The following is a 20,975-nucleotide window of genomic DNA, read 5'->3' on the forward strand; positions in this document are numbered from 1 at the left end:
TGCTCAGCGCCCCCATCCGCCAGCCCGTCCTGCGACCCGGCTGGGCCGCGGAGGCGAAGGACGGATTCCGGGAACGCGGGGCCCATCTCGCTGCCGCGCCGGGAGCGCAGCACCACCTTGCAGCATCGGCGGAGACCAGCGCCCGGAATCCGTCCTTCGCCTCCGCGGCCCAGCCGGGTCGCAGGACGGGCTGGCGGATGGGGGCGCTGAGCATGGGCTCGTGCAGGAAGCCACGGCATGATCGCGGGTCAGGCAGCGCTCTTCGCGGGCATGTCAACCGATGTCAGCGGGGTGATCGAGTGTCGGCCGGGGGCCCGGCTGTGGGGACCGGAGGACGAGGACTCGGTATGGGAAGCCGGCATCGACCTCTTCCTGCTCAACAGGGGCAACGCCTACGACGGCTTGGCCTGTGTCTTCGGCATTCGCAACTCCTTTGGCTTCCGGCGCCTGGCCGAAGGGCGCGGCTTTCCACATGACGTCTCGGACGGGCTGCGCAGGGACTTCTTGGCCTACGGCGGCCCGGACGACGTGCACGGGACCACCTGGCTGACCTGGGCTGAGCTCGAGGCCACCGACTGGCAGGAGACAGACGCCTCCGGCACACGAAGCCGCGCCGCAGCCGCGGGAACCCACACCGATTGGGGTCGGGTCTGGCGCGTGATGTCTGTTCTCAGCGAGGTCCACGGCCCGGACAACGTACGCCTCGTCGTCTGGTTCGGCTGACACCCGACGGAGCCCTCCAGTTGGCGAACGGCGCCAGCTGGAGCGCTCAGTCACACCCGAAATGGCTTGTCCCTAGGTCGGATGTCGACCAGGATCACCTCATGACGACCAGAAAGGGCCATGCCCTCTAGGCGCCCCGCTCCGCTCTCCACCGCTCGCGCGCCGCCGATCGCCGCACCGCAGTGACCGATGGCCGTGACCGACCGCCCACTCAGGAGAGCCCACCGTGCAGAAGACCGTTCTCGTTCCCTACGCCCACCTGCCCCGAGCGCACCACGACCGCCACGTCCTGACCAGTACCGTCGACGTTTTCGGCGCCGCCCACTGGCTGCTTGCCGAACGCGCTCCGCAGCCCAGCGGCGATGTCCTGCCCTTTGACGCGCTGGTCGTTTCCGTCGATCCGGGCGGCAACGTCGAACTCACCGAGTTGAGCGCCGTGCGGGCCCGCTGGCCGCACCTGGACCGCCTGCCCGACGGCGGGTTTGTCGTCGCCGCGTCTCGCGCCCGCCGACACGAGGACGCGAACCAGGTCCAGGTCTTCGACGCGCTCGGCCGTGAGACCCTGTCCTTCTCCGTCGGAGACGCCATCGAGCACCTACTCGTGGACGAGGCCAGCCGTATCTGGGTAGGGCATTTCGACGAGAACCCGGTGGGAATCCGCTGCTGGAGCGCCACGGGCCGACTCGCTTGGACGTCAGACGACGCCCGCATCCCCGGTCTCTTCGACTGCTACGCCCTGAACGTGTCGGGCACCACCGCCTGGGCGTGCCCATACACGGACTTCCCGCTCGTCGAGATACGCCCCGACCGCACCGATCGGCCCGTCAGGGTGTGGGCGAACCGCGTACGGGGCGCCAAAGTGGTGGCCGTGCACGGTGAGCGGGTCGCCTTCTACGGCGGCTACGGCGAGGCGCGGGACCGACTTGTCCACGGAGAGATCATCGAAACATCCGTCGAGTCAACGGACGTCGGGCTGCTCACCCTGCCCGATGGCTCTGCCCCCGGCCGTCGGCGGGTTGTCGGCCGAGGAAACAGGATCTACGTCCAGGCCGAGCCGTTCACAACCTGGGGTGTGTTCGACCTCAGCAGCTGATACTCAGGCATGGAAGGCCTATTTCTACTCGATCGTCGACCATCCGTTCAGGCCGGGGAATGCGCTGGCACCCCGCTTGACCGCGCAGGGAGCAACGTGCCGCCGTCCTTCTTGACAGCGTCTCAGTTAACGACCGCTGTGCCGCGAACTTCTGGCAGGGAGCCGCGAAGAGCGGCATTGATGGCCATTGGAAGAGCGGCCAGGTGCCGTTTGGCGGCGTTCTGGGCATGACTGACGTCGGGGCGGCGGTAGCGCGTTTGGGGACGGCGCGGCTGCTACGGCGGAGGACCCGGGGGGCGGTCGATGACGGTCGAGGAGCTCGTGGCGGCAGTGGTCGCCTTGGCGATCGTGTCTGCGAAGAGGCTGGGTGCCGGTCTGGCGAATCGCGCGATTGAGGGTGTGGAGCAGTCGGTAGCCGACCGGCTGGGGCGGCTGTACCGGTGGATCGCCGGACGGCTGCCCGGTGAGGAGGGAGCGGCTCTGGTCGATGAGGCGGGCCGTTCTCCGGCTGCACAGGCTCTGCTGCGACGGCGGCTGGTACTGGCTCTGGGTGAGGATCCCGCAGGCGTTGAGGAGCTGCCGGTGCTGCTGTCGCCGCACGCGCCGGTCCTCGCCCATGGCGATTTCCTTCTCCCGGAATCGTCCGGCATCCCGCGTCAGCTGCCGTTGGCGGTGGCAGATTTCACCGGTCGCGGCCAGGAGTTGGCGCGGCTGGTGGAGGCTGCTGAGCGTGCGGGCGGGGGCAGGGTGTGCCTGGTGCACGGTCCGGGCGGGATCGGCAAGACGGCTGTCGTGGTGCAGGCTGCTCATCGACTGATGCCGTCTTTCCCCGATGGCCAGCTCTTCGTCGATCTGAACGGGGCGGAGGAACGTCCTGCTGCCGTGGGCGAGGTCCTGGGTGACTGCCTGGTGGCTCTGGGAATACCGCGCGGACGAATCCCCGATGACGAGGCCGGACGGACACGGCAGTTCCGTACGGTGTTGGCCGACCGGCGTGTCCTGATCGTCCTGGACAACGCGGCCAGTGAACAGCAGGTGGGTGCGCTGATGCCGGGTGGGTCTTCGTGCGCTGTCCTGATCACCAGCCGCCGGGTACTTGCCACGCTGGCCGTGGATGAGCGCGTCGCATTGCCGGGGCTGGACGAGGACACCGCCTGGGATCTATTGAGACGGATCGGCGGCGGGGACCGGGTGGACGAGGACCCCGAAGCAGGTCGCGACGTGGTCCGGCTGTGCGGCGGGCTGCCGCTGGCCCTGCGCATCGCGGGAGCGCGGCTGGCCACGTTTCCCGCCCGTACTGTGGGCTCCTTCGCCCGCGATCTCGCTGACGACCACCGGCGGCTGGATGTGCTGAGCCTGGGCGAGCGCAGTGTGCGCGCGGTCTTCCGCGCCGGTTATCAGGCGCTCCCGTCGTTGCAGCAGCGTGCGTTCAGGCTGTTGTCGGCCCTGGACACTCCCGACCTGCCGGCCTGGGCGCTGTCGCCTTTGCTGGACGTGGACGCCGATGCGGCCGACGCGTGCCTGGAGGGTCTGCTGCTGGCGCATCTCGTGCAGGCTCGCCGAGGCGAGGCAGACAACCAGCGCATCGTGCTGCACGATCTCGCGCGCGGGTTCTCCAAGGAGCGAGCGGCCGAGCAGCCGGCGGACGAGGCCGACAGCGCCGTGCGGCGTCTGTTGGGGGCCCTCCTCAGCGCGGCCGACGCAGCCGACGCGCGGTTACGGCCGGCCGGTGCCCGGCACAGCGGCCGTGATGGGGCGGTCCGCCGTCCGCCGCCGGACGACGCTGTGGCGGGTGATGTGTGGGAGGCCGTCGAGTGGTTCGAAGCCGAGCGTGTGGTGCTGGTGGCAGCTGTCGCCCATGCTCACGCTCGCGGGTGGTGGGAGCTGTGCTGGGAGATCACCGACGCGATGAGTATCGCTCTTGAGCATCAGTGGCGCTGGGACATCAGCAGCCAGGTCCATGAGCTTGCTCTGGACGCTGCCAACCGTCTGGGGGATGGCGGGGCCCGTGCCGCGCTGCTGCGCAACCTCGGCGAAGCCTTGCGTGACGGCGGCAGTGACGTGGGCAGGGCCGCAGAGTGCTTCAGCGAAGCGGTCGCTCTCTTCCACAGCTCGGGTGACGCACACGGCGAGAGCGACGCCCTGGGCAACCTGGGAATCCTGCAACGCCAGCAGGGCGTGCTGCGGGAAGCGGCGCGAACGCTCACCGAGGCCGAGAGGCTCTTCAGGGCCCTGCCGCTTGAGCGCGGGCTGGCCTGGACCCTGCGGGAAAAGGCGGTGATCAGCCGGCACCACGCTCATTACACCGAAGCCCTCGCCCAACTCGACGAAGCGCAGGCCCTGTTCGCTGCCAACGAGGAAACCCGCGGTGTCGGCTGGATCCTGCGCACCCGCGCCGACACCGAGAAGGAGAGCACGGTGGGCGGCTGCCCGCTCCCCCGCCGCTGGTACGCAGGCCCCTGGCCCGGGTGCCACGTCACAAGCCGGCCCGCACTGGATCCGCGGTGGGCCGCGGCCCGCACCCACTACGAGCACGGTGCCCAGACCCTGCACGCTGTCCGGGACCACCGCGGGCACACCTGGGCCACCCTGGGGCTGGCCGACATGGCGCTCTACGAGGGCGACAACACCGCCGCCGAACTGATCAGTCGCGCGCTTCAGGAGACCGACGCCTGCGGCGACCATCGAGGCCGCAGCAGAGCACTGACCGTGCAAGCCCTGCTGCACGCCGAGGCAAACCGCCTCAGCGACGCCATCACGCTGGCAGAACAAGCCCTCGCCGGCCCCCGCGACCACGTCGGCGCCGCGCAGGCCAGCTTCCGCCTTGCCCGTCTCTACGGCGCCGCCGGCCGGCATCACGACGTCCTCCACACCCTCCAGCAGTCCCGAACCCATTACCACGCCGCCGGCATGCCCTTCCCCGATCTTGCCGACACCGAGCTCTGCAGGACACTCAACCGCCCCGTGCCCCGCGCCAGTCGCTTCCGCCGCCATCAGTAATTCCTGCGGCTTGACAGACCGCATCAGGAATCAGTGGGCTCCTTCAGCGTGGCCACTGGTGAGGTGACCGACGGAGGCATCCGCAACGGACAAGGTTCCTATGCCGTTGAGAGAGATGTTCGACGTCTCAACTCATTGGCACAGGAACTTGTTGGTTCCCTATCCTGCCGCACTCGACCTGCCTCATGCCCTGGTCGAGTGGGTCACCATGCTCATCGTCACCCGAGAGGGTGACCGCCGCTGCAAGCTCCCACCGCACCAGCGTGCCCTCGTCGGCCTGGTGTAGCTGCGGCGGCACGACACCCTCGCCCAACTCGCCGCCGGCTTCGGCGTTTCCGTTGGCACCGCCCACGCCTACACGGCAGGCGTCATCGACCTGCTCGCCGACCGGGCACCCGGGCTCCTACGGACCCTGCGCGAAGCCGACCCCGACTACGTCCTGCTGGACGGCACCCTCGCAGAGTGCGACCGGGTCGGCGACAGCCGAGCCGACTTCTCACAAAAACACCGACGCCACGGGGTGAACGTCCAGGTGGTAACCGATCCAGCAGGACGACTGCTGTGGATCTCGCCCGCCCTGCCCGGCCGGGCGCACGACCTGACCGCCAGGGCATCCCAGTCCTCGCCGACCGCGCCTACATAGGAGCCAGCCCATGGGTGACAACACCCCTCAGACGCCCTCCAGGCCGCGACCTCACACCCACCCAGCAAACCGTCAAACGCGCGCTGTCCGCAGCCCGAGCACCGGTCGAGCGCGGCTCAAGTCCTGGAGGATCTTCCGCAAAGCCCGATGCAGCCCGAATCGAATGTCGTCAATCGCCGCCGCCATCCTCACCCTGGAGCGACAACGCTGAAAACGCTCAGTGGGTCATGCCGTCCTGGGTGACGCAATGTTCGAGGATGCGAACTTTCGGGAAGCTGCACCTTTCGCAGAGGCATCGTTCGCGGGAAAGGCATGGCTCGGCAAGGCGAAATTTGCTGGCGCGGCCGAGTTCAGATTTGTGCAATTCGGCGGACCTGCCCGATTCCGCGGAGCTCATTTCGCCGGGAAAGCCCACTTCGATCAGGTGAGCTTCGAGCATGGGGTGCGCTTCAGGAACGCACAGTTCGACGCAGAAGCGTCCTTCACGGATGCTCGCTTCGTCGGAGATGCGTGGTTCGACAAGGCGGACGCCGCCCACCTGGTACTCACCGACACGGATCTCAGCAACTGCCAGTTCAGGGGCGCCTTCCACCTCGACCAGTTAAGGCATCCACCGACGCTTCGGTATCTGCCCGGCGCGCTGGTCACAGAGACGCACCGTGGCCGAGGAACATCACTGGCGCGCCCCAGGACGAAGAGCAGGCACCCAATCCTGACGGTGCCGCAGAACGTATGCGGCGCACCGGGCGCAGCCACGGCGATCCCGCACGCACACCGGATCCTGACGACGTGACTGCGGTGTACCGCCAGCTGCGCAAAGCGTTCGAGGACAGCAAGAACGAACCCGGAGCCGCGGACTTCTACTACGGGGAGATGGAGATGCGGCGGCACGATCGTGACAACACGTCCCGCTCAGAACGTGTCCTGCTGCACGGCTACTGGCTCCTGTCCGGCTATGGCCTGCGGGCCTCCCGTGCTGCGGGATGGCTGATCGCTGCGATGATCATCACCATTGTGCTGCTCATGGGATTCGGCCTTCCCCAGAATTCCCCCAGGCAAGCGAGCGGGACCGTCCCGGCCGGTGGCGGCCGCGTCACCTGCACCATCGACAAGGACGACCCGAACCCCACCCACGACCGGTTCACCGCCAAGCGGTTCGAGAAGGCACTCAACGTCACCCTCAACTCCGTGATCTTCCGCTCCAGCGGCCAAGACCTCACCACCACCAGCACCTACATCGAGATGGGTTCCCGCCTCCTGGAGCCGGCCCTTCTCGCACTCGCCGTCCTCGCCGTACGCGGACGCATCAAACGCTGACCAACACGCGCCCCTTCCGCATCTGGGCGCTTCGGTTATCTGAGGTCGCCGGACGGCTCAGCTATGTGAGGCAAGCAGTCCAGGGCGGTACGTGCATAACGGATATCTGCGGGTCTTTCGGTCGCGTTGGGCACGTGAGCCGCCGCCCCACGATGCGGTGGGTCGGGGGCCTCACAGGTAAATGTGGGCAAGGAGGGCTGGCCGATCCGAGGGCGCCGGTGCGGGAACTCGTCAAGAGCCCCACGAGGCACTGCCATGCACATGTGGTTGAGCCTGCACGGCAACGATGACCCGCCGTCGTTGTGCGAGCTGAGGCTTGATTCCGCACATCGCCTGCCATGGGTGGAGTCATTTGTAGGCGCCAACGGCCGCGAAGTAGATGCCCAGGCTGGTGGCTGCGGAGCCCGCGCCAGTCAGGATCGCCTGAGAGATGCCAGCACCGGAGGGCGGGCCAGCAGGCCAGCACTGAACGCGATGCTGAGGGCAGCGGACAGGGCGAGCAGCAGGGACACGGTCTGCAGCGGGCTCATCGCGGGATCTCCCCGTAGGTAGTGACGACCCGGGGTGGGCCGTGCGGGATGAGTCCGATGCTGACTGTCCACCACGTCGTCCCACAGGAGTCCGATAGATAATGGGGCATGCCGGGCTCAAAAGGCCTGATGAGCGCTAGGGTTCACGCCACGTCATGTAGTGCGTCACCAGGAGTGTCCAGGGGCAGGGTGGACACCCCAGGCGGGGGCTGGCAGGGGAAGGAAGGCGTCGTAATGCCGGGAGCGGCGTGGGAGCCGGAGTACACGGCGCTGATCGCCGAGCTGGTCACCTTGCGCGACGAGCGTCTGGAGCGTCAGCCGTCCGACCACACCCTGGCCCGGGCTGCCGGGGCCAGTCCCACGACGATCGGGAAGTGGCTGTACGGCGGACGGTTTCCGCAGGACACCGACCCGCTGCTGAAAGTGGTGCGGGCCGGCCGTGCGGATCAAGGCGGAAGAGGCCGGGCTGCTGCAGGAGCCGGACGTGGCCCTGCTGCTGAACGACCAACAGTGGCGGAGCGCCTACCAGGCCGAGGTCCACCGCCGGGCAGACGGCACGCGCACCAGTGTGTTGGCCGCACAGGACCGGGAGATCCTGGAACGGATGCGGCCGGGGCAGCTGCTGGCGGAGGTGACCGACCCGTTCCACCTGGAAGTACACCGTGCGATTGGCTCTGAGGTTGCCGGTCTGCCCGACCTTCCGGCGTATGTAGAACGCGAGCATGACCGGCTACTGGCCGAGGTCGTGGCACAAGCCGCCGTCGGCACCAGCCGGATCGCGGTGCTGGTGGGCGGATCCTCCACTGGCAAGACGCGAACCTGCTGGGAAGCTCTGCGCCTGCTTAGCGAACACACGAACCGTGGCGGCTGTGGCATCCCGACCCCACCCACGCCGAGAGATCACTCTGGCCCTCCGCGCCGGCACCAAGCCGCCGACCGGCGAGCGCGAGCAGCTCCGCAATCAGTGGATCGTCGAGTCGGTGCTCGGTCGGGTCGTCGTGCCACTCGCCGATCAACGCAACCGGCTCGCGGCCGCTGTCGATGACGTGCGCGCCCTTCATCCAGCGATCCCGGGCGGGAAGTGCCCCACCTGCGAGGTCCTGTCCCCGTGCCCGACGCTGCAGGCAGTGGGAGGCGGCGATGACGGAGTACGAGACGTACGGCGGTAGCCCCAGTGCTTGCTGGCGTGCGTGCGGGAGTGGCTTCGCTGATCACAGAGTGCTGGTCGCCGAGGCGGCCCCAGCATTTTCACCGACTGCAAGATCTGTCAGAGCGGTCGCCTCAGGGGCGGCAGGGCATCCTCTGGCAGACCGTCCTTCAGGAGCGGGAAGCTTCTCTCGGGGTCCTGAAGGACGCCGCCGCCGTCCGCCGGCAGCGGGTGCGGGGCGACGGCTGAGCGGCCTCCGGACGAACAGCGCGCCGATCGGGCCGCGGACGGCGCGCCCGCGGCCCGATCGCCATGTCACCGTCAGGCCGACGGCCGGCAGGGCGAGCTGAGGTAGCAGGTGCCGCAGGAGGTGTAGCCACCGACCACATGGCAGGTCTGCCGGTAGTAGAAGCTGTTGCGCTGGCTGCAGTAGCAGATCTTCTGGAAGGTGGTGTCCGCCTGGGCCACGGCCTTGGGCACGAGCCTGCCCAGAATCTTGTCGCCCATCGTCCCCATGAATCCCATCACTGCCGTTTCCTTTCGAGTACGCACTGCCGGAAAGAAGCGGATTCGACCGTAGCAACGGCAGATACGGCGCTTCGTACAGTTCGGATACAGCGAGCGGAAGAGACCGGTCCGCAAACCGTGTCCAGCGAACCGCTCGATACGCTCATAGACACCCAACTTCCACGCGAATCGCAAAGGGGGCGAACAGGGCGCGACGCACCCCCGGGTTTCCCGCGGGGGCAAGAAGAAATACGTTGACAGGCAATACGGCGGGCGGGCACGATCACACCGACCGGCGGAACCCACGGGGGGTGTCTGTGCCTGTTCTGTTGATTGCCGTGGGGTTCCTTGTCGGCCTCGTCGGCGCCGTCCTTGCCGCGCTCCGCATACGCGGCCGATACACCGTGGTCACCGTGGAAGGCGCCAGCATGGCGCCGACGCTTTCGCCCGGCGACCGGGTGGTGGTGGAACGCCGCACCGTCGACCAGGTGCGGACCGGGGACATCGTCGTACTGCAGCCCCCGCGAAGGACGGGCGACTACGAACCGCTGAGCGACCGCGCATGGAACATCAAGCGGGCCGCCGCGCTTCCCGGGGACCGTATTCCGGAAGGAATACCGGGAGGCGGAGACCTCACCGAGGTCCCGGACGGTCGGCTGGTGGTGCTCGGCGACAATCCGGACAGTATTGATTCCCGTCATCGGGGATTTTTCGAGGCCGACCGGATCATGGGCGTGGCGGTCCGCCGACTGGGTGGCAGTGCTTTGTAAAAATCACATACCGGGGGACAGCCACAAGCATGACCGTCGAGTTCCGGGCACTCGGCCCGCTGGAAATCGTGGACGGTGGCCAGACCGTCCGTATAGCCGCTGACAAACAGCGCACCATTCTCGCGATGCTGGTCGCCCACCGGGGCGGCGTCGTCTCCGTGCCCGCCCTCGTGGAAGAACTCTGGGGCGGCACCCCGCCCCGGTCGGCGGTGCCCAACCTGCGCACGTATGTGATGCAGTTGCGCCGGCTCCTGCCGCCCGCCGCGGACGGCACGCACCCCCGGCTGATCACGTCCCGCTCCGGCTACGCGCTCCGGACGGACGACGGCGAGACCGACATCGCCCGCTTCGAGGCCCTCGTCGAGCGGGCACGGCAGGCGGCGGCCGGGCACGACCTGGCGGGGGCCACCCGCGCACTGGGCGGCGCCCTGGCACTCTGGCACGGGGCGCCACTGGAGAACGTCGTCAAAGGACCCGCCCTGGAGGGCATCGCGGCGGACCTCACCGAGCGGTACCTGAGCGCGATCGAGGCACAGGCGGACATGGAACTCGCGCGCGGTACCGGGGCGGCCGTGGTCGACACCCTGCGCCAGGCCGTGCGCCGGCATCCCCTGCGCGAACGGCTGCGCAGCCGCCTGATGCTCGCCCTGCACCACAGCGGCGACACGGCCGGCGCGCTCGCCGCCTTCACCGACGCCCGCGAAACGCTGCGCAACGAACTCGGCCTGGACCCGGGGCCGGAGCTGTGCCGCACCCAACAGGCCGTGCTGCGCCGGGAACCGGATCCGACGTCAGTCCCGGAGGTCACCGCCCTGACGACGGCGCGGCCCGCGCACCCGGCCACCGGTACGGTGCCGCGCCAGCTCCCCCGGGCTCCCGGGCCGTTCGCCGGACGGGCGCACGAGACGTCCCTGGTGCGGGACGCCCTGCGCACCCGGGACGGGACGACCGCCGGGGCGCCGGTCGTGGTGCTGCACGGGCCGGCCGGACGCGGGAAGTCTGCGCTGGCCCTGCACGTCGCCCACCGGGCCGCCGCGGACTACCCCGACGGCCAGCTCTACGTCGATCTCGACAGCCCGCGGGCCGGCGCCGGCCCCCTGACCCCGGTCACCGTGCTGCGCCACTTCCTCCGCTCGCTCGGCATGCCCAGGGCGGACGTGCCGACCGCCCTCTCCGAGGTCTCGGCCTACTACCAGTCCATGGTCGCGGGCCGGCGCGTCCTCGTGGTCGTCGACAACGCCTTCCACCGCGGCCAGGTCCTTCCGCTGCTGCCCGCAGGCCCGGGGTGCGCGGTGCTGGTCACGAGCCGGAGCGTCCTGCCCGCGCTGGACGCGGTGCATGTGCCGGTGGACCCCCTGGACGAAATGGACTCCGTCCGCCTGCTGTCCCTGCTGGCCGGGGACGCGCGCGTCACTGCGGAGCCCCGGGCGGCGCGGGAGATCGCACGGCTCTGCCACGGAAACCCCCTCGCGCTCAGCATCGCGGGGGCCCGCTGCGCCGGCCGCCCGCAGGGGAGCCTCGCCGGACTCGCCGCCCGGCTGCGCGACCCGGCGCGCACCCTCGACGAATTACGGGTCGCCGACCTGACGATGCGCTCGTCGTACGCCAGGAGCTACCGGGAGCTGTCGGCCCACGACCCCGAACACCGCGCCGCCGCACGGGCGTTCCGCCGGCTGTGCACCCTCGGGGCGTCCTTCAGCGCGACGCGCGCCGCCGAGGCCATCGGCGCCGCCCTGCCGGCCACCGAGCGGGCCCTGGACTGCCTGGTGTCCGTCGGGCTGCTCACTCCGGTGGCGCGCGAGGGGTTCCGGATGCCTGATCTCGCGGGCCTGTACGCGCGAGAGCTCGCCGCCCGCGACCAGGTCCGCTACAGGGAGCCGGTGCTCAGCCGATCGGCGATATGACCGCGTGCGACGGCTCCGCCGCCGGTGCCCCGGGCCGGTCCGCCACGTCCGGACGAGCCGGTGCGTCCGGGGCCTGCGGTGCGTCCGGGGCGTCCACGGCCTCGGATGCGTCCGGGGCGTCCGGGGCGCGATAGCCCTCGGCCTGGATGGCGAACAGACGCGCGTACTCGCCCTCCCCGGCCATGAGCTGCTCGTGCGTTCCCCTTTCCACGATCCGGCCGCCCTCCAGCACGACGATCGCGTCAGCCTCGCGGACCGCGCCGAGCCGGTGGGAGACGAGCAGGCTGGTGCGCCCTGCCCGGTGTTCGCGCAGCCGGGCGTGGATCTCCGCCTCCGCCTGGGCGTCCAGGCCGGCACTGGGCTCGTCCAGGATCAGCAGCTCCCGGTCGTCGCGCAGCAGGGTGCGGGCGAGCGCCAGCCGCTGCCACTGGCCGCCGGAGAGCACGACCCCGGACTGCGGGTCGTCCTCGGCCTGGTCGGCGAATATGCGGCTGAGCATGGTGTCGTAACCACGGGGCAGCCGCTCCACGGTGCCGTCGGCATCGGCGAGCCGGGCGGCCTCGCGCAGTCGCGGGCGGTCGTCGAGCGCCTGGAGTTCCCCGACGCCGATGTTCTCCGCCGCCGTCAGGTCGTAACACATGTAGTCCTGGAACAACACGCCCATACGACGGCGCAGTTCGGCCGGCGACACGTCGCGGATGTCCACTCCGTCCCAGTAGATCGCTCCTTGGGTCGGATCGTAGAAACGGCAGAGCAGTTTGATCAGGGTGCTTTTCCCCGCGCCGTTCAGCCCGACGAGGGCGACCGCGGTTCCGTGCGGGACGGTCAGGTCGACGCCCCGGAGAATCCACGGATGGTCCTCGGCGTACCGGAACCAGACGCCGCGCAGTTCGATGCCCCGGCGCAGGGCCGGCAGTCGCCCCGAAGGGTCCGCCGACGGCAGGTCGTCGGGGAGCGACCTCACCTTGTCGTGGTACCCGAAGACGAGCAGCGCCTCGTGCGCCATCGCGACGTTGTCCACCAGACCGGTCAGGGCGGCCTGGGTACCGGCCACGGCGGCGACGAACGCCGTCACGTCGCCCACGCTCAGGGCCCCGGTCGTGGCGGCCCGCACCGCCCACACGAGTCCCAGTCCCGCGACCACCGTGGACAGCAGCGCGAGGAGGGACTGCGTCCGCGCCTCCTGGCGGTCGAGCCGCTGTTCGCCCTCCTGCCGGATCGCGAGCTCCGTGAGCATGCGCCCCTTGAGGAAGTCGCCGAGGCCGAACAGCCGGGTCTCCATCGCGCTGCGGACGTCGGTGAGAAGCAGCGAGTAGAAGACCTGGCGGCGGACCGCGGGGGAGACTCCCGCGAGCATGCCGACCCTGCGCCGGGACAGGGAGAGCCGCGCGAGGAGCGCGGGGACGGCGGCCACCGTGACGAGTGCGGCCATCGACGGGCTCAGCAGCGCCAGCGTCCCGAGCAGGCTCACGAGCGTGATGACGTTGCGCGCGGTGTCGAACAGGCCCGTGGTGACGGGGCCGAGCCCGCCCCCGGACGCCTGCATGGCCATGTTGAGGTCGTTACGGAACCCGGGGTTCTCGAACCGGGACAGCCCCTGCAGCCGGTTGACGGCGCCGTACAGGCGGTCCTGCATCAAGCGGTCCAGCCGGCGGCCCAGTTCGTTCTGCAGGTAACCGCTCAGGTGCGGCAGCACACCGGCCGCGAGGCCCACGGCGGCCAGGCCCGCCGCCAACTCCAGCACGTGTTCCGGTCGTCCGCCGGTCAGGTCGTCCACGACGAGTTTCGTCAGCCATGCCGTGGCGGTGGGCAGCAGGCCGAGGACGACGGTGACGAGCGAGTACGCCAGCGCGTGCCACGGTCCCGCCCGCCAGCACATCGACCAGGCGACCCCGAGGTGCCGCACGGTCCGCCTCGGCCCCGCCGTGACCGCCCGCCCGGTGGGCCCGGCCTGCGGTCCGTTCTCCACGCTCACGCCGCCGGGGCCGGCTCGGGCAGCTCGGCCAGCTCGGTGGACGCCTGCACCACGGAGCCCTCCCCGTCGACCAGGACGAAGGTGGGGAAGGCCTGGATGCCCATGTCGTCGGCCACGGCGTGGGCGTCCTCACCCCGGATCACCGCCGCGTCCGGACCCACCGCGGCGACCAGCTCGTCGGCGCGCGCCCCGTCGCCCGACACCACCGCCAGCGCCCCGTACCGGCGGGCCCGGACGGCGAACTTCGGCGCGTGGTCGTGGCAGGTGTCGCACTGCGCGTCGAAGAAGGCCACGAGGGTGGCGCCGGATGCCCGGGCGGCTTCCGGAAGCCGGTGGCCCACCAGCATGCCCGGGTCGTACGAGGAGAAGCCGGGCCGACCCGCCAGCCGTTCGAGTTCCGCGGTGTGCTCGCGCAGCCGGCGCAGCACCGCGAAGGTGAGGAGCAGGTCGAACAGGCACAGCACACCGACCAGGACGACGGCGGCAATCAGAAAAGGCATGAAGGGGACCTCACTTGTGGACGGCGCGTGGACGGGCGGCGACCGGGGCCGGCCGGCCGGTGCGGAAGAGGGCGGCCAGGTCGTCGAGCCGGGCGACCAGCAGGGCCGCGACGACCGCCGCGACCGCCGCGACCGCGCCGCCGCCGGCGTGAGCCGGCCATCCGGCGGCGGGCAGCGCGGTCATCACCGCGAAGCCGGCCGCGCCCGTTCCGGCCAGGATCAGGTTGCGGACCACGTGCAGCGGTCCCAGCGGAGTGGCCGATGCTCCGAAGCAACGGCACGGGGCGCGGCGTCCGCCGCGCAGTGCCACCACGATGCCCGCGGTGAAGGCGAGCAGCAGGAGCACCGCGGCCGCCAGCCCCAGGGGCGCCGTTCGCGGGGGCACGAGCAGCAGAAGTACCGCGACTTCTCCGGCGATCACCGCGGCGGCCGCTGCCCTCGACACCTTCCGGGGAAAGAGCCGCAGGTCAGTGATCGACCGGGCGAGCGAGGCGAAGGCGGTCCTGCTGCGCACCTTTCCGGCGAGCGCCAGCAGAAAGACACCGAACAAGAGAATCCGGCATGCGAAAGCGACGTAGGTCATGCGCGAAGTCCTCGTATGTGGGGCACGGGAGCGGACGGCCCGGACGCGTGCCAGCGCCGCCCGCCCCGCACTCGTGTTCTGTCAGCAGCCGATGTAGCGGACGTTCTCGCACTTTCCGCACGAGGTCCGTCCGCCCACCACGTGACACAGCCGGTAGATCTTGCGCCAGTCGGCGGTGCAGTAGCAGTACTCCCACCAGCTGGTGTCCGCGGACGCGGACGCCTTCGGCACGAAACGCTCGAGCACCCGGTCGGCGACCTTGCTCAATGACGGCATCATGAGTTCCCCTCCTCCTTTCGGCAGACGGTACGCACGCGCCATAGACCGGCCCGTACAGCGGACATACAGCGGCCGCCGGGCCCGCGCCGGTACGGGAGTCCGGGGCGGGGCCCGGGGCCGGCTCCTCAGCTTCCGGCCGGGGGCGCCACCGGGAGCGTCACGCTGCTGAGCCCGGTCCTTACGGTCATCCGCGTGCCGGGCGGGTTTCGTAGCGTGTAGTCGTGGTCGGTGGAGTTCAGCACCACGCCGAGCCGGTGCCCCTTCTCGACGACGTAGTCCTGGGGCTGCATGGCCCAGCGCAGCCGGTACTCGCGGCTTTCGACGACCGGCGACGGCCGGGCGGCCGAGTCGCGGTTGCGGACGTCGAGCCGGCCCCGCGTCACGATCTTGAAATCGATGGTCTCGGTGCGGTGCTTCGTCCGGTACGCGCAGCCGGTGTCGCCGGGGACGCCCTCGCCGTAGCAGACGAGCCGCGAGGTGGCCGATGCCGCCGCCCTTCGCCGCGAGGATGCGGGCCACGGCCTTGAGCGCCTTCGATGTGCGCCGCGGGTTCGGGTGTCCGGGCATGCGTGCGTCACGAAGTTCGGTAAATCCCCTGGGATCGCGGGCGGCTTCGATGGCTTCGCGCAGGTGAGGGGACAGGCTGCTGGCGAGCCACGGCATGCTGGGACGGATGACATCAGCGCAGACCAGGGCCAGCAGCCCGGACCCGAGCCCTGCCTTCTGCGGCCTCCTGCCGTGAACGATCCCCCAGGCAAGCGGGGCCTCGGTCCAGCCGACCGAGGTGGCGGAGCCCGGGCTGGCGTTCCAGCGTTGCTGCCAGGTCTTCCCCTCGAAGGTCTCCAGCCATCGCAGCAGCAGGCGCGCACCGACCATCCGCATCTGGTGGGTGGAGTCCTTGCCGTTCTTGAACGGCGGTCGCTCCAACCTGTGGAGGACCTCCTCGCGGGAGATCCGGGTAGTGGGCCAGTCGGTTCCCGGGCTACGTGGCGGAAACCTCTGCAGCTGGGCATCGATCTCGCTGCCGGCCAGGCTCTTCGCGGTCAGGGCCGGCGGGGTGACGATCGGGACGGTAGTACTTGTCACCCGGGGCTCCCGCCGAAGAGGACGTCGAGGGAGTCCCGGTTGTAGGCCGGCGCGGGCGGGGCCGGAGGCGGGTTGTTGCGCTTGTGCTCCTGGCGGGCGTGGTGTGCGAGCCCTGCTGAGATCACGTCGTCCCTGGTGGGCCGGTTGCAGATGTCCAGGGTGGACAGATGCTTATGGCCGAGGATGTGCTGAACGCAGACCGGCGGCATGTTCGGATCGTCGAGCATCAAGAACGTCGCAGTGTGCCGCAGGTCGTGAAGAGTCCAGTTGGCGCCCAAGAGCTCATTGGCGCGGTTGAACATCATGCGCGCCGCGTCGTACCCCAACGGCCGCCAGGGGCGGCGCAGAGTCCACCACAGCGGCTGCGCGCGGCGGCGGGGGACGCCCTTGTTCCAGGATTCTTCCTGGTAGAGCCGCAGCCAGACGAACGCGTCGAGTGTGGCGGGCAGTTCCTGGTAGGCGCGCGTGCCCTTGCGGATCACGCCGATGGTCTGCTGGCCGACAACCGCATCGCCCTGCTTGGCCGTGAGCAGTTCCTCGGCGCGGGCGCCGGTGGCGACCCAGAAGGCCAGGAGGGCACGGTCACGGTGCGAGCGGAGACCCGCGAAGACCTCGGTGTACTTCTCGTCGGGGATGCGGCGCGGGATCCGCTTGGGGACCTTGGGCCGGTAGAGGCCGGTGCGCTGCTTGTTGTGTTCCTTCTCTGGGTTGTGGTGGGCGTTGGCTCGCGCCGAGCGCCGGCTGCGGACCAGGGGGAAGGGATTGACCAGCAGCGATCCGGTGTTGCGCTCCAGGTGAAAGTCGTAGAAGGTCCGCAGCACCGTCTCGCAATGCGCCCGGGTAGTGGGCGCGTACTTCTTGCCGACGGTGGGCTTGCCCGTCACTGGGTTCGGAGATCCCGGCGCCGCATTGTCACGCCGGGCCGGAGGTATCTCAGCAGGTCCTTGCCGCGGTGACGCCAGTGGACACGTACCGGCTTGTCCGCCAGCTTCCTCCACAGCATGAAGTCCAGGGCATCCTCTCGAACCGCGCGGTCCCACTCGATGCCGAAAGCCCACAGGTAGCGCCAAAGGGCGCCCGGAGATCGCTTCCCGCGGAGGGGGGCGGGCCGAGGACACGGCCGAGGTGGTGTGGATGATGATGTTGTGACGAACATCAGCACCGACCACGTGAAGGTCCACTTCCGGATGGACGTGGATGAGGACGGTTGGCCGCCGGCCAGCGTCGAGAGCCTGTGGGCCGTGGACCTCGGGGATGGCACCGTGCGGTTGGACAACACACCGTGGTTCGTACGCGGAGTCGCCAGCGACGACATCATTCGAGTGGAGGTCGACGGTGAAGGCATCCGCTGGGCCGGGGAGACGGTTCGGGCTTCGGAGAACTGCACGATCCGGTTGATCGTGTTGAAGGACGGCGGCTCAGCCGCAGCTCGTCAGAGTGTCCTGGAGATCTTCCACAGCCTCGGGACGACCGGCGAGGGTATCGAGAAGTACCGGATGGTGGCTCTGGATGTCCCGCCGACGGCAAACTTGCCAAAAATCCGACAGCTCTTGGAACACGGTGACGCCAAGGGATGGTGGCACTGGGAGGAAGGATGTGTCACTGCTGCTTGGAAGTCCACTGCCTCGGGATGAAGGTCCCGTAGCGGTTGCGCAAGCCCATGAGGCGCCGCCGCGTTCTCACTTGCGTTTGGGAACACCAGTCGGTGTACCAAAACCAGCCGCCCCGGCCGACCGCTCGGCTCGAAGAACCGACGGCCCGCCACCCGCAACGACGTCGGACGCGTCCTTGCCACCGGCGAGGCATATACCCGCCCAGCACACCACAAGGTCGGCACCAACCCCCGGAGAATCAGCCGAATAGGCAGGGCAGGTCCTCTACGGCCGAGCGGCAACAGCATCGACGCCAGACTCCCGCAGCTTGCGGGCCAGAAACTTCATCTCAGGCATCGTGCCTGAGTGGGCTCCCGCCAAGACCTCCCTCAGCAGGGCCTTGACTTCCGGCAGACCTATGCCAAGTTCTGCCCGCAGAACCCGCATGATCGCGGCGTTCCTCGCTGATGGATCCACCTGGAGGCGGGCTGGTCCCCGCTCGGAGAGCAGCCGACCTCGTAGTCCGGAAGGCAGATCACCGCCGCGGTCAGCTATCGCAAACCCGCAGGCTGAGCATCTGGACTCCGTGTCCCAGCGCAAGGAACCGTGGACCAAGGCTTGGACGCCCCAGCACTCCAGCTCTGCACCGCAGTCCTGACACCCAGCTGAGTACCTGATGGACTCGAAGACCGTTTGATCCATACCCACCCCTTCAAGGAGTTGAGGTTAGACGACAGGCTGAGCGCATGCGATACGAGGAGAAGGCGAAGCTCACCGCCGCGAGAGTCCTGGTCCCGGTGGCCGTCCTTGTCGCCTCACCAGTGCTGCTGATAGCCGGAGGGCCGGTCTGAAGCAGATCGTCGACGGCGGTGATCAACGGTCTCTGTGTGCCGTCGTTGCCGTCAGCGTTGCCGTCACTTCCGCGTGTCTGCCCACACAATGCTGTCTTGCCACGCACGACTCTTGCGTATCGAGTTGCCGCAGGGCTCCACCGCCGTGGAGTACGGGACGCCACCTTGGTGAGGGCGAGGAACGGGCGGTTGCGAGTGTCAACCTCAATTCTCCCTTAAATCACTACCCGCAAGTAACAACCGAGTCGCCATATGTGCTTACATCTTCTTCACGCGACACGCGGGGGAAGCGCAGCATGTGCCCGAGGTGGGGGAATCCTCGGTGCCGGGCCCGTCCTTGTTGCCCCTCCTCGCGGTGTCACTGACGACCGACCAACCACGGGGAGCAATGAAGCACCGCCTCACTCTCAAACTGGCCGCCCTGACCACGGCCCTCTCGGTCCTGCTGACCGGCGGAGCGACCGCCGCCTCGGCGGCGACCGGGGCATCGAAGCCGATGACCACTTGCGACAACACGCCCCTGGATAAGCGGCTGACGTGTCTCGCGAAGCTCGGCCGCGTCTCCATCTACGGGATTCCGGTGCTGCTGATCGTGGCGCACGGCACGCACGCCGCCACGAACGAACACCGGGACGACGCCTTCCTGAAGGCCGACATCGAAAAGCACATCAACCAGTACGCGGACCTCCTCTCGGCCAAGGCACGCCTCACATCGAGCGACAACCTGTCGCCGCAGGCCAAAGCAGAGATCAAGAAGCTGGAGGACCAGGCTGAGAAGCAACTGCGCGAGATCACCCTGGAGCTCGGACACGGCATCGAGACGGCCGTTGCCCTCGGCCGCGCCGTCTACTACGGCATCATCGCGATCAACGCCATCGCCGACTTCATCACGGACCCGGAACTGAACAAGGCCCTTGACGACATCATCAAGGGGTTCGATCAGATGAACTCTGGTCTCGATAAGATGAACTCCGCTGTCGCAGACGTCAACAAGGCCCTTGACGAGATGAACAAGGGCATCACCAAAGCCAATGCCGGCATGCAGAAGGCGAACGAGGGAATCGCCGAGGCCAACCGGGGAATGGCGGAGCTCAACAAAGCGGTTCCGCAGATCGCAAAGGCCGCCCAGAAACTCCGGGAGCTGCCCACGATCGGCAAGGTCGACTTCTCCAAGGCTCTCAAGGACTTCGGCAAGGGCGGCAGCTCTCCGCTCGAGGACGCGGCATCGAAGGCCATGACCTCTGCCCTGCTGGACTTGCTGCCGGGCATCGGCGACGGCAAGGGCATCATCGAGGCGATCACAGGTGAAGGCACCGTCACCGGCGAAAAGCTGAGCCCGACCGACCGACTGCTCGGCTCGGTGATCCTGCTGCGCTGGATGAAGGCGGGCAAGAGCGCGATCAAGGCCGAGGAGCTCAGGGATGCCATGAAGGCCGAGAAGGCCACGGGAAAGATCGACGGCTGGCTGTCACGCCAGGCTTACGACAAGGTTCCCCCGTCGCTCAAGGAATTCGAGCAGGTCAACAGCAAGGGCGTCGGCTATCGCTGGAACGACGGCAAGGGGAACGGGGTCCGTATCGACCAGGGTAATGCGAACAACTCGCAGGTCTATCAGCAGGTCGACCATGTCGTCATCAACTCGGGTGGCAAGGTCATCGGCCGCGACGGCAAGCCCATCAGCGGCTCCATCAAGGAGAATGCGCGGGCAGCCCACATTCCCCTGGACGAATGGCTGAAGTGGAAGGCGTGGAACAAGCCGTGACAGCTCGACATGACATCACGCTCCCCGACATGCGCGCGGAGATCATCGCATCCGTACGTGCTCTGGCGGATCCGGCGTACCAGCAGCGTGTATGGGTCGACCGCGTGTACCCGTCGGCGGACTACTACGACGATCTCACACTTACCGTCAACATCCTGTACGACGACACCACGGTGCTCGCCGACCCGCGGGCCGCGCTCGGCAGGACGCTGGCCAGCGAGGCGGAGGTCGAGGCCATGAGCAGACTGGCCGGCGAACTGACCCGTGCTCTGGACGAGGTCGGCCGTGACCAGCCGGACGAACGGTTTCTGGCTTCCCCTGCCTGGCCCTCCGTGGTGGACGCCGCGTCGGCCGCTCTGGAGGTGTTGACGGCCGGGTAGGTGAGCAAGCCACGCCGTCCTCCGCGTCCCGTTGGCGGAGCACGGTAGGTCAATCTCACAGGCTCTCGCCCTTAAGCGGCAGGGGCAGGCGGGAGGAGAGCAGGTGCCTGGGCGAGGCCTCCGCCCAACGACGGGATCAGTCCCGGCAAGTCGCCGAGCGGACCAGCCTGGGCGCGGCCGCACGCGAGGCGAGCGGCCGCGCCCAGTGCAGCAACCGCTCGGAAGCCCGCCGCCATCAGCTAGTAGTGCTTCGTTACGTCGGGTGATCTCGCCTGGTGTTGGGCATCTTCTTGGCATGAGGCTGGGGGAAGTGGAACGACTCCGGGGTGAGTT

General features: G+C 68.9%; 18 protein-coding genes and 2 pseudogenes. 11 read left to right on the forward strand and 9 right to left on the reverse strand.

Annotated features, from left to right (window positions below; all coding sequences use genetic code 11):
- Window positions 1-214, reverse strand: a pseudogene (locus AB0937_RS37875) (hypothetical protein); the annotation flags it as partial.
- Window positions 215-237: 23 nt separating this feature from the next.
- Between AB0937_RS37875 and AB0937_RS37880 the strand changes: the two are divergent.
- From AB0937_RS37880 to AB0937_RS37905, 6 genes and pseudogenes are all read left to right on the forward strand, one after another.
- Window positions 238-723 carry a hypothetical protein gene (locus AB0937_RS37880; protein ID WP_366718665.1) on the forward strand — a complete coding sequence of 162 codons (486 nt, stop codon included), beginning with the start codon at window positions 238-240 and terminating at the stop codon, window positions 721-723.
- 226 nt (window positions 724-949) lie between these two features.
- Window positions 950-1,816 (forward strand): hypothetical protein, encoded by an 867-nt coding sequence (locus AB0937_RS37885; protein ID WP_366718667.1) that lies wholly within the window; start codon window positions 950-952, stop codon window positions 1,814-1,816.
- Between the two features lie 303 nt (window positions 1,817-2,119).
- A complete protein-coding gene (locus AB0937_RS37890; protein ID WP_366718669.1) occupies window positions 2,120-4,816 on the forward strand; it encodes an NB-ARC domain-containing protein in 2,697 nt (898 codons plus the stop codon).
- Between the two features lie 151 nt (window positions 4,817-4,967).
- Window positions 4,968-5,670: pseudogene (locus tag AB0937_RS37895) on the forward strand (transposase family protein).
- A gap of 36 nt (window positions 5,671-5,706) precedes the next feature.
- Entirely contained in the window at window positions 5,707-6,252 is a 546-nt protein-coding gene (locus AB0937_RS37900) for a pentapeptide repeat-containing protein (RefSeq protein WP_366718671.1), read from the forward strand.
- The gene (locus tag AB0937_RS37905; RefSeq protein WP_366718673.1) at window positions 6,249-6,776 is read left to right on the forward strand and encodes a hypothetical protein; all 528 of its coding nucleotides are present in this window, start codon (window positions 6,249-6,251) and stop codon (window positions 6,774-6,776) included. Before AB0937_RS37900 ends, AB0937_RS37905 begins: the two co-directional genes overlap by 4 nt.
- A 1,372-nt stretch (window positions 6,777-8,148) precedes the next feature.
- Here the strand turns inward: AB0937_RS37905 and AB0937_RS37910 are convergent.
- Complete coding sequence (locus tag AB0937_RS37910) at window positions 8,149-8,367, reverse strand: hypothetical protein (RefSeq protein ID WP_366718675.1); 219 nt, start codon at window positions 8,365-8,367, stop codon at window positions 8,149-8,151.
- 407 nt (window positions 8,368-8,774) lie between these two features.
- Window positions 8,775-8,978, reverse strand: a complete 204-nt coding sequence (locus AB0937_RS37915; protein ID WP_031104385.1) for a hypothetical protein — start codon at window positions 8,976-8,978, stop codon at window positions 8,775-8,777.
- A gap of 299 nt (window positions 8,979-9,277) precedes the next feature.
- On the opposite strand from AB0937_RS37915, the gene AB0937_RS37920 reads away from it, so the two are divergent.
- Together AB0937_RS37920 and AB0937_RS37925 are read left to right on the forward strand one after the other, a co-directional pair.
- Window positions 9,278-9,730: a S26 family signal peptidase gene (locus tag AB0937_RS37920; RefSeq protein WP_366718677.1), complete on the forward strand. Its 453-nt coding sequence runs from the start codon at window positions 9,278-9,280 to the stop codon at window positions 9,728-9,730.
- Window positions 9,731-9,759: 29 nt separating this feature from the next.
- Window positions 9,760-11,634 carry a BTAD domain-containing putative transcriptional regulator gene (locus tag AB0937_RS37925; protein WP_366718679.1) on the forward strand — a complete coding sequence of 625 codons (1,875 nt, stop codon included), beginning with the start codon at window positions 9,760-9,762 and terminating at the stop codon, window positions 11,632-11,634.
- On the opposite strand, the gene AB0937_RS37930 is transcribed toward AB0937_RS37925, so the two are convergent.
- The 6 genes from AB0937_RS37930 to AB0937_RS37955 all read right to left on the reverse strand — a co-directional run bounded on the left by AB0937_RS37930 (window position 11,615) and on the right by AB0937_RS37955 (window position 16,941).
- Window positions 11,615-13,609 carry an ABC transporter ATP-binding protein gene (locus tag AB0937_RS37930; protein WP_366718681.1) on the reverse strand — a complete coding sequence of 665 codons (1,995 nt, stop codon included), beginning with the start codon at window positions 13,607-13,609 and terminating at the stop codon, window positions 11,615-11,617. The two genes, AB0937_RS37925 and AB0937_RS37930, sit on opposite strands and share 20 nt — an antisense overlap.
- Window positions 13,606-14,109: a hypothetical protein gene (locus AB0937_RS37935; protein WP_031104389.1), complete on the reverse strand. Its 504-nt coding sequence runs from the start codon at window positions 14,107-14,109 to the stop codon at window positions 13,606-13,608. The genes AB0937_RS37930 and AB0937_RS37935 overlap by 4 nt, the downstream gene beginning before the upstream one ends.
- A 10-nt stretch (window positions 14,110-14,119) precedes the next feature.
- Window positions 14,120-14,692, reverse strand: coding sequence for a MauE/DoxX family redox-associated membrane protein (locus AB0937_RS37940; protein WP_366718684.1), 573 nt, complete (start codon window positions 14,690-14,692; stop codon window positions 14,120-14,122).
- A gap of 81 nt (window positions 14,693-14,773) precedes the next feature.
- On the reverse strand, window positions 14,774-14,971 hold the full coding sequence (locus AB0937_RS37945; protein ID WP_031104392.1) for a hypothetical protein: 198 nt from the start codon (window positions 14,969-14,971) through the stop codon (window positions 14,774-14,776).
- Between the two features lie 125 nt (window positions 14,972-15,096).
- The gene (locus AB0937_RS37950) at window positions 15,097-15,984 is read right to left on the reverse strand and encodes a CocE/NonD family hydrolase C-terminal non-catalytic domain-containing protein (protein ID WP_366718686.1); all 888 of its coding nucleotides are present in this window, start codon (window positions 15,982-15,984) and stop codon (window positions 15,097-15,099) included.
- Between the two features lie 69 nt (window positions 15,985-16,053).
- Window positions 16,054-16,941, reverse strand: coding sequence for a site-specific integrase (locus tag AB0937_RS37955; RefSeq protein ID WP_366718688.1), 888 nt, complete (start codon window positions 16,939-16,941; stop codon window positions 16,054-16,056).
- Between the two features lie 261 nt (window positions 16,942-17,202).
- Here AB0937_RS37955 and AB0937_RS37960 point away from each other — a divergent pair, with 261 nt between their 5' ends.
- From AB0937_RS37960 to AB0937_RS37970, 3 genes are all read left to right on the forward strand, one after another.
- Complete coding sequence (locus AB0937_RS37960; protein ID WP_366718690.1) at window positions 17,203-17,691, forward strand: DUF4265 domain-containing protein; 489 nt, start codon at window positions 17,203-17,205, stop codon at window positions 17,689-17,691.
- A gap of 1,197 nt (window positions 17,692-18,888) precedes the next feature.
- Window positions 18,889-20,262: a pre-toxin TG domain-containing protein gene (locus tag AB0937_RS37965; protein WP_366718692.1), complete on the forward strand. Its 1,374-nt coding sequence runs from the start codon at window positions 18,889-18,891 to the stop codon at window positions 20,260-20,262.
- Window positions 20,259-20,642, forward strand: a complete 384-nt coding sequence (locus tag AB0937_RS37970) for a hypothetical protein (protein ID WP_366718694.1) — start codon at window positions 20,259-20,261, stop codon at window positions 20,640-20,642. Before AB0937_RS37965 ends, AB0937_RS37970 begins: the two co-directional genes overlap by 4 nt.
- Window positions 20,643-20,975 lie beyond the last annotated feature (333 nt).

Origin of the sequence: Streptomyces sp. NPDC047880, from assembly GCF_040706515.1 — a bacterium.
Taxonomy (GTDB): Bacteria; Actinomycetota; Actinomycetes; order Streptomycetales; family Streptomycetaceae; genus Streptomyces.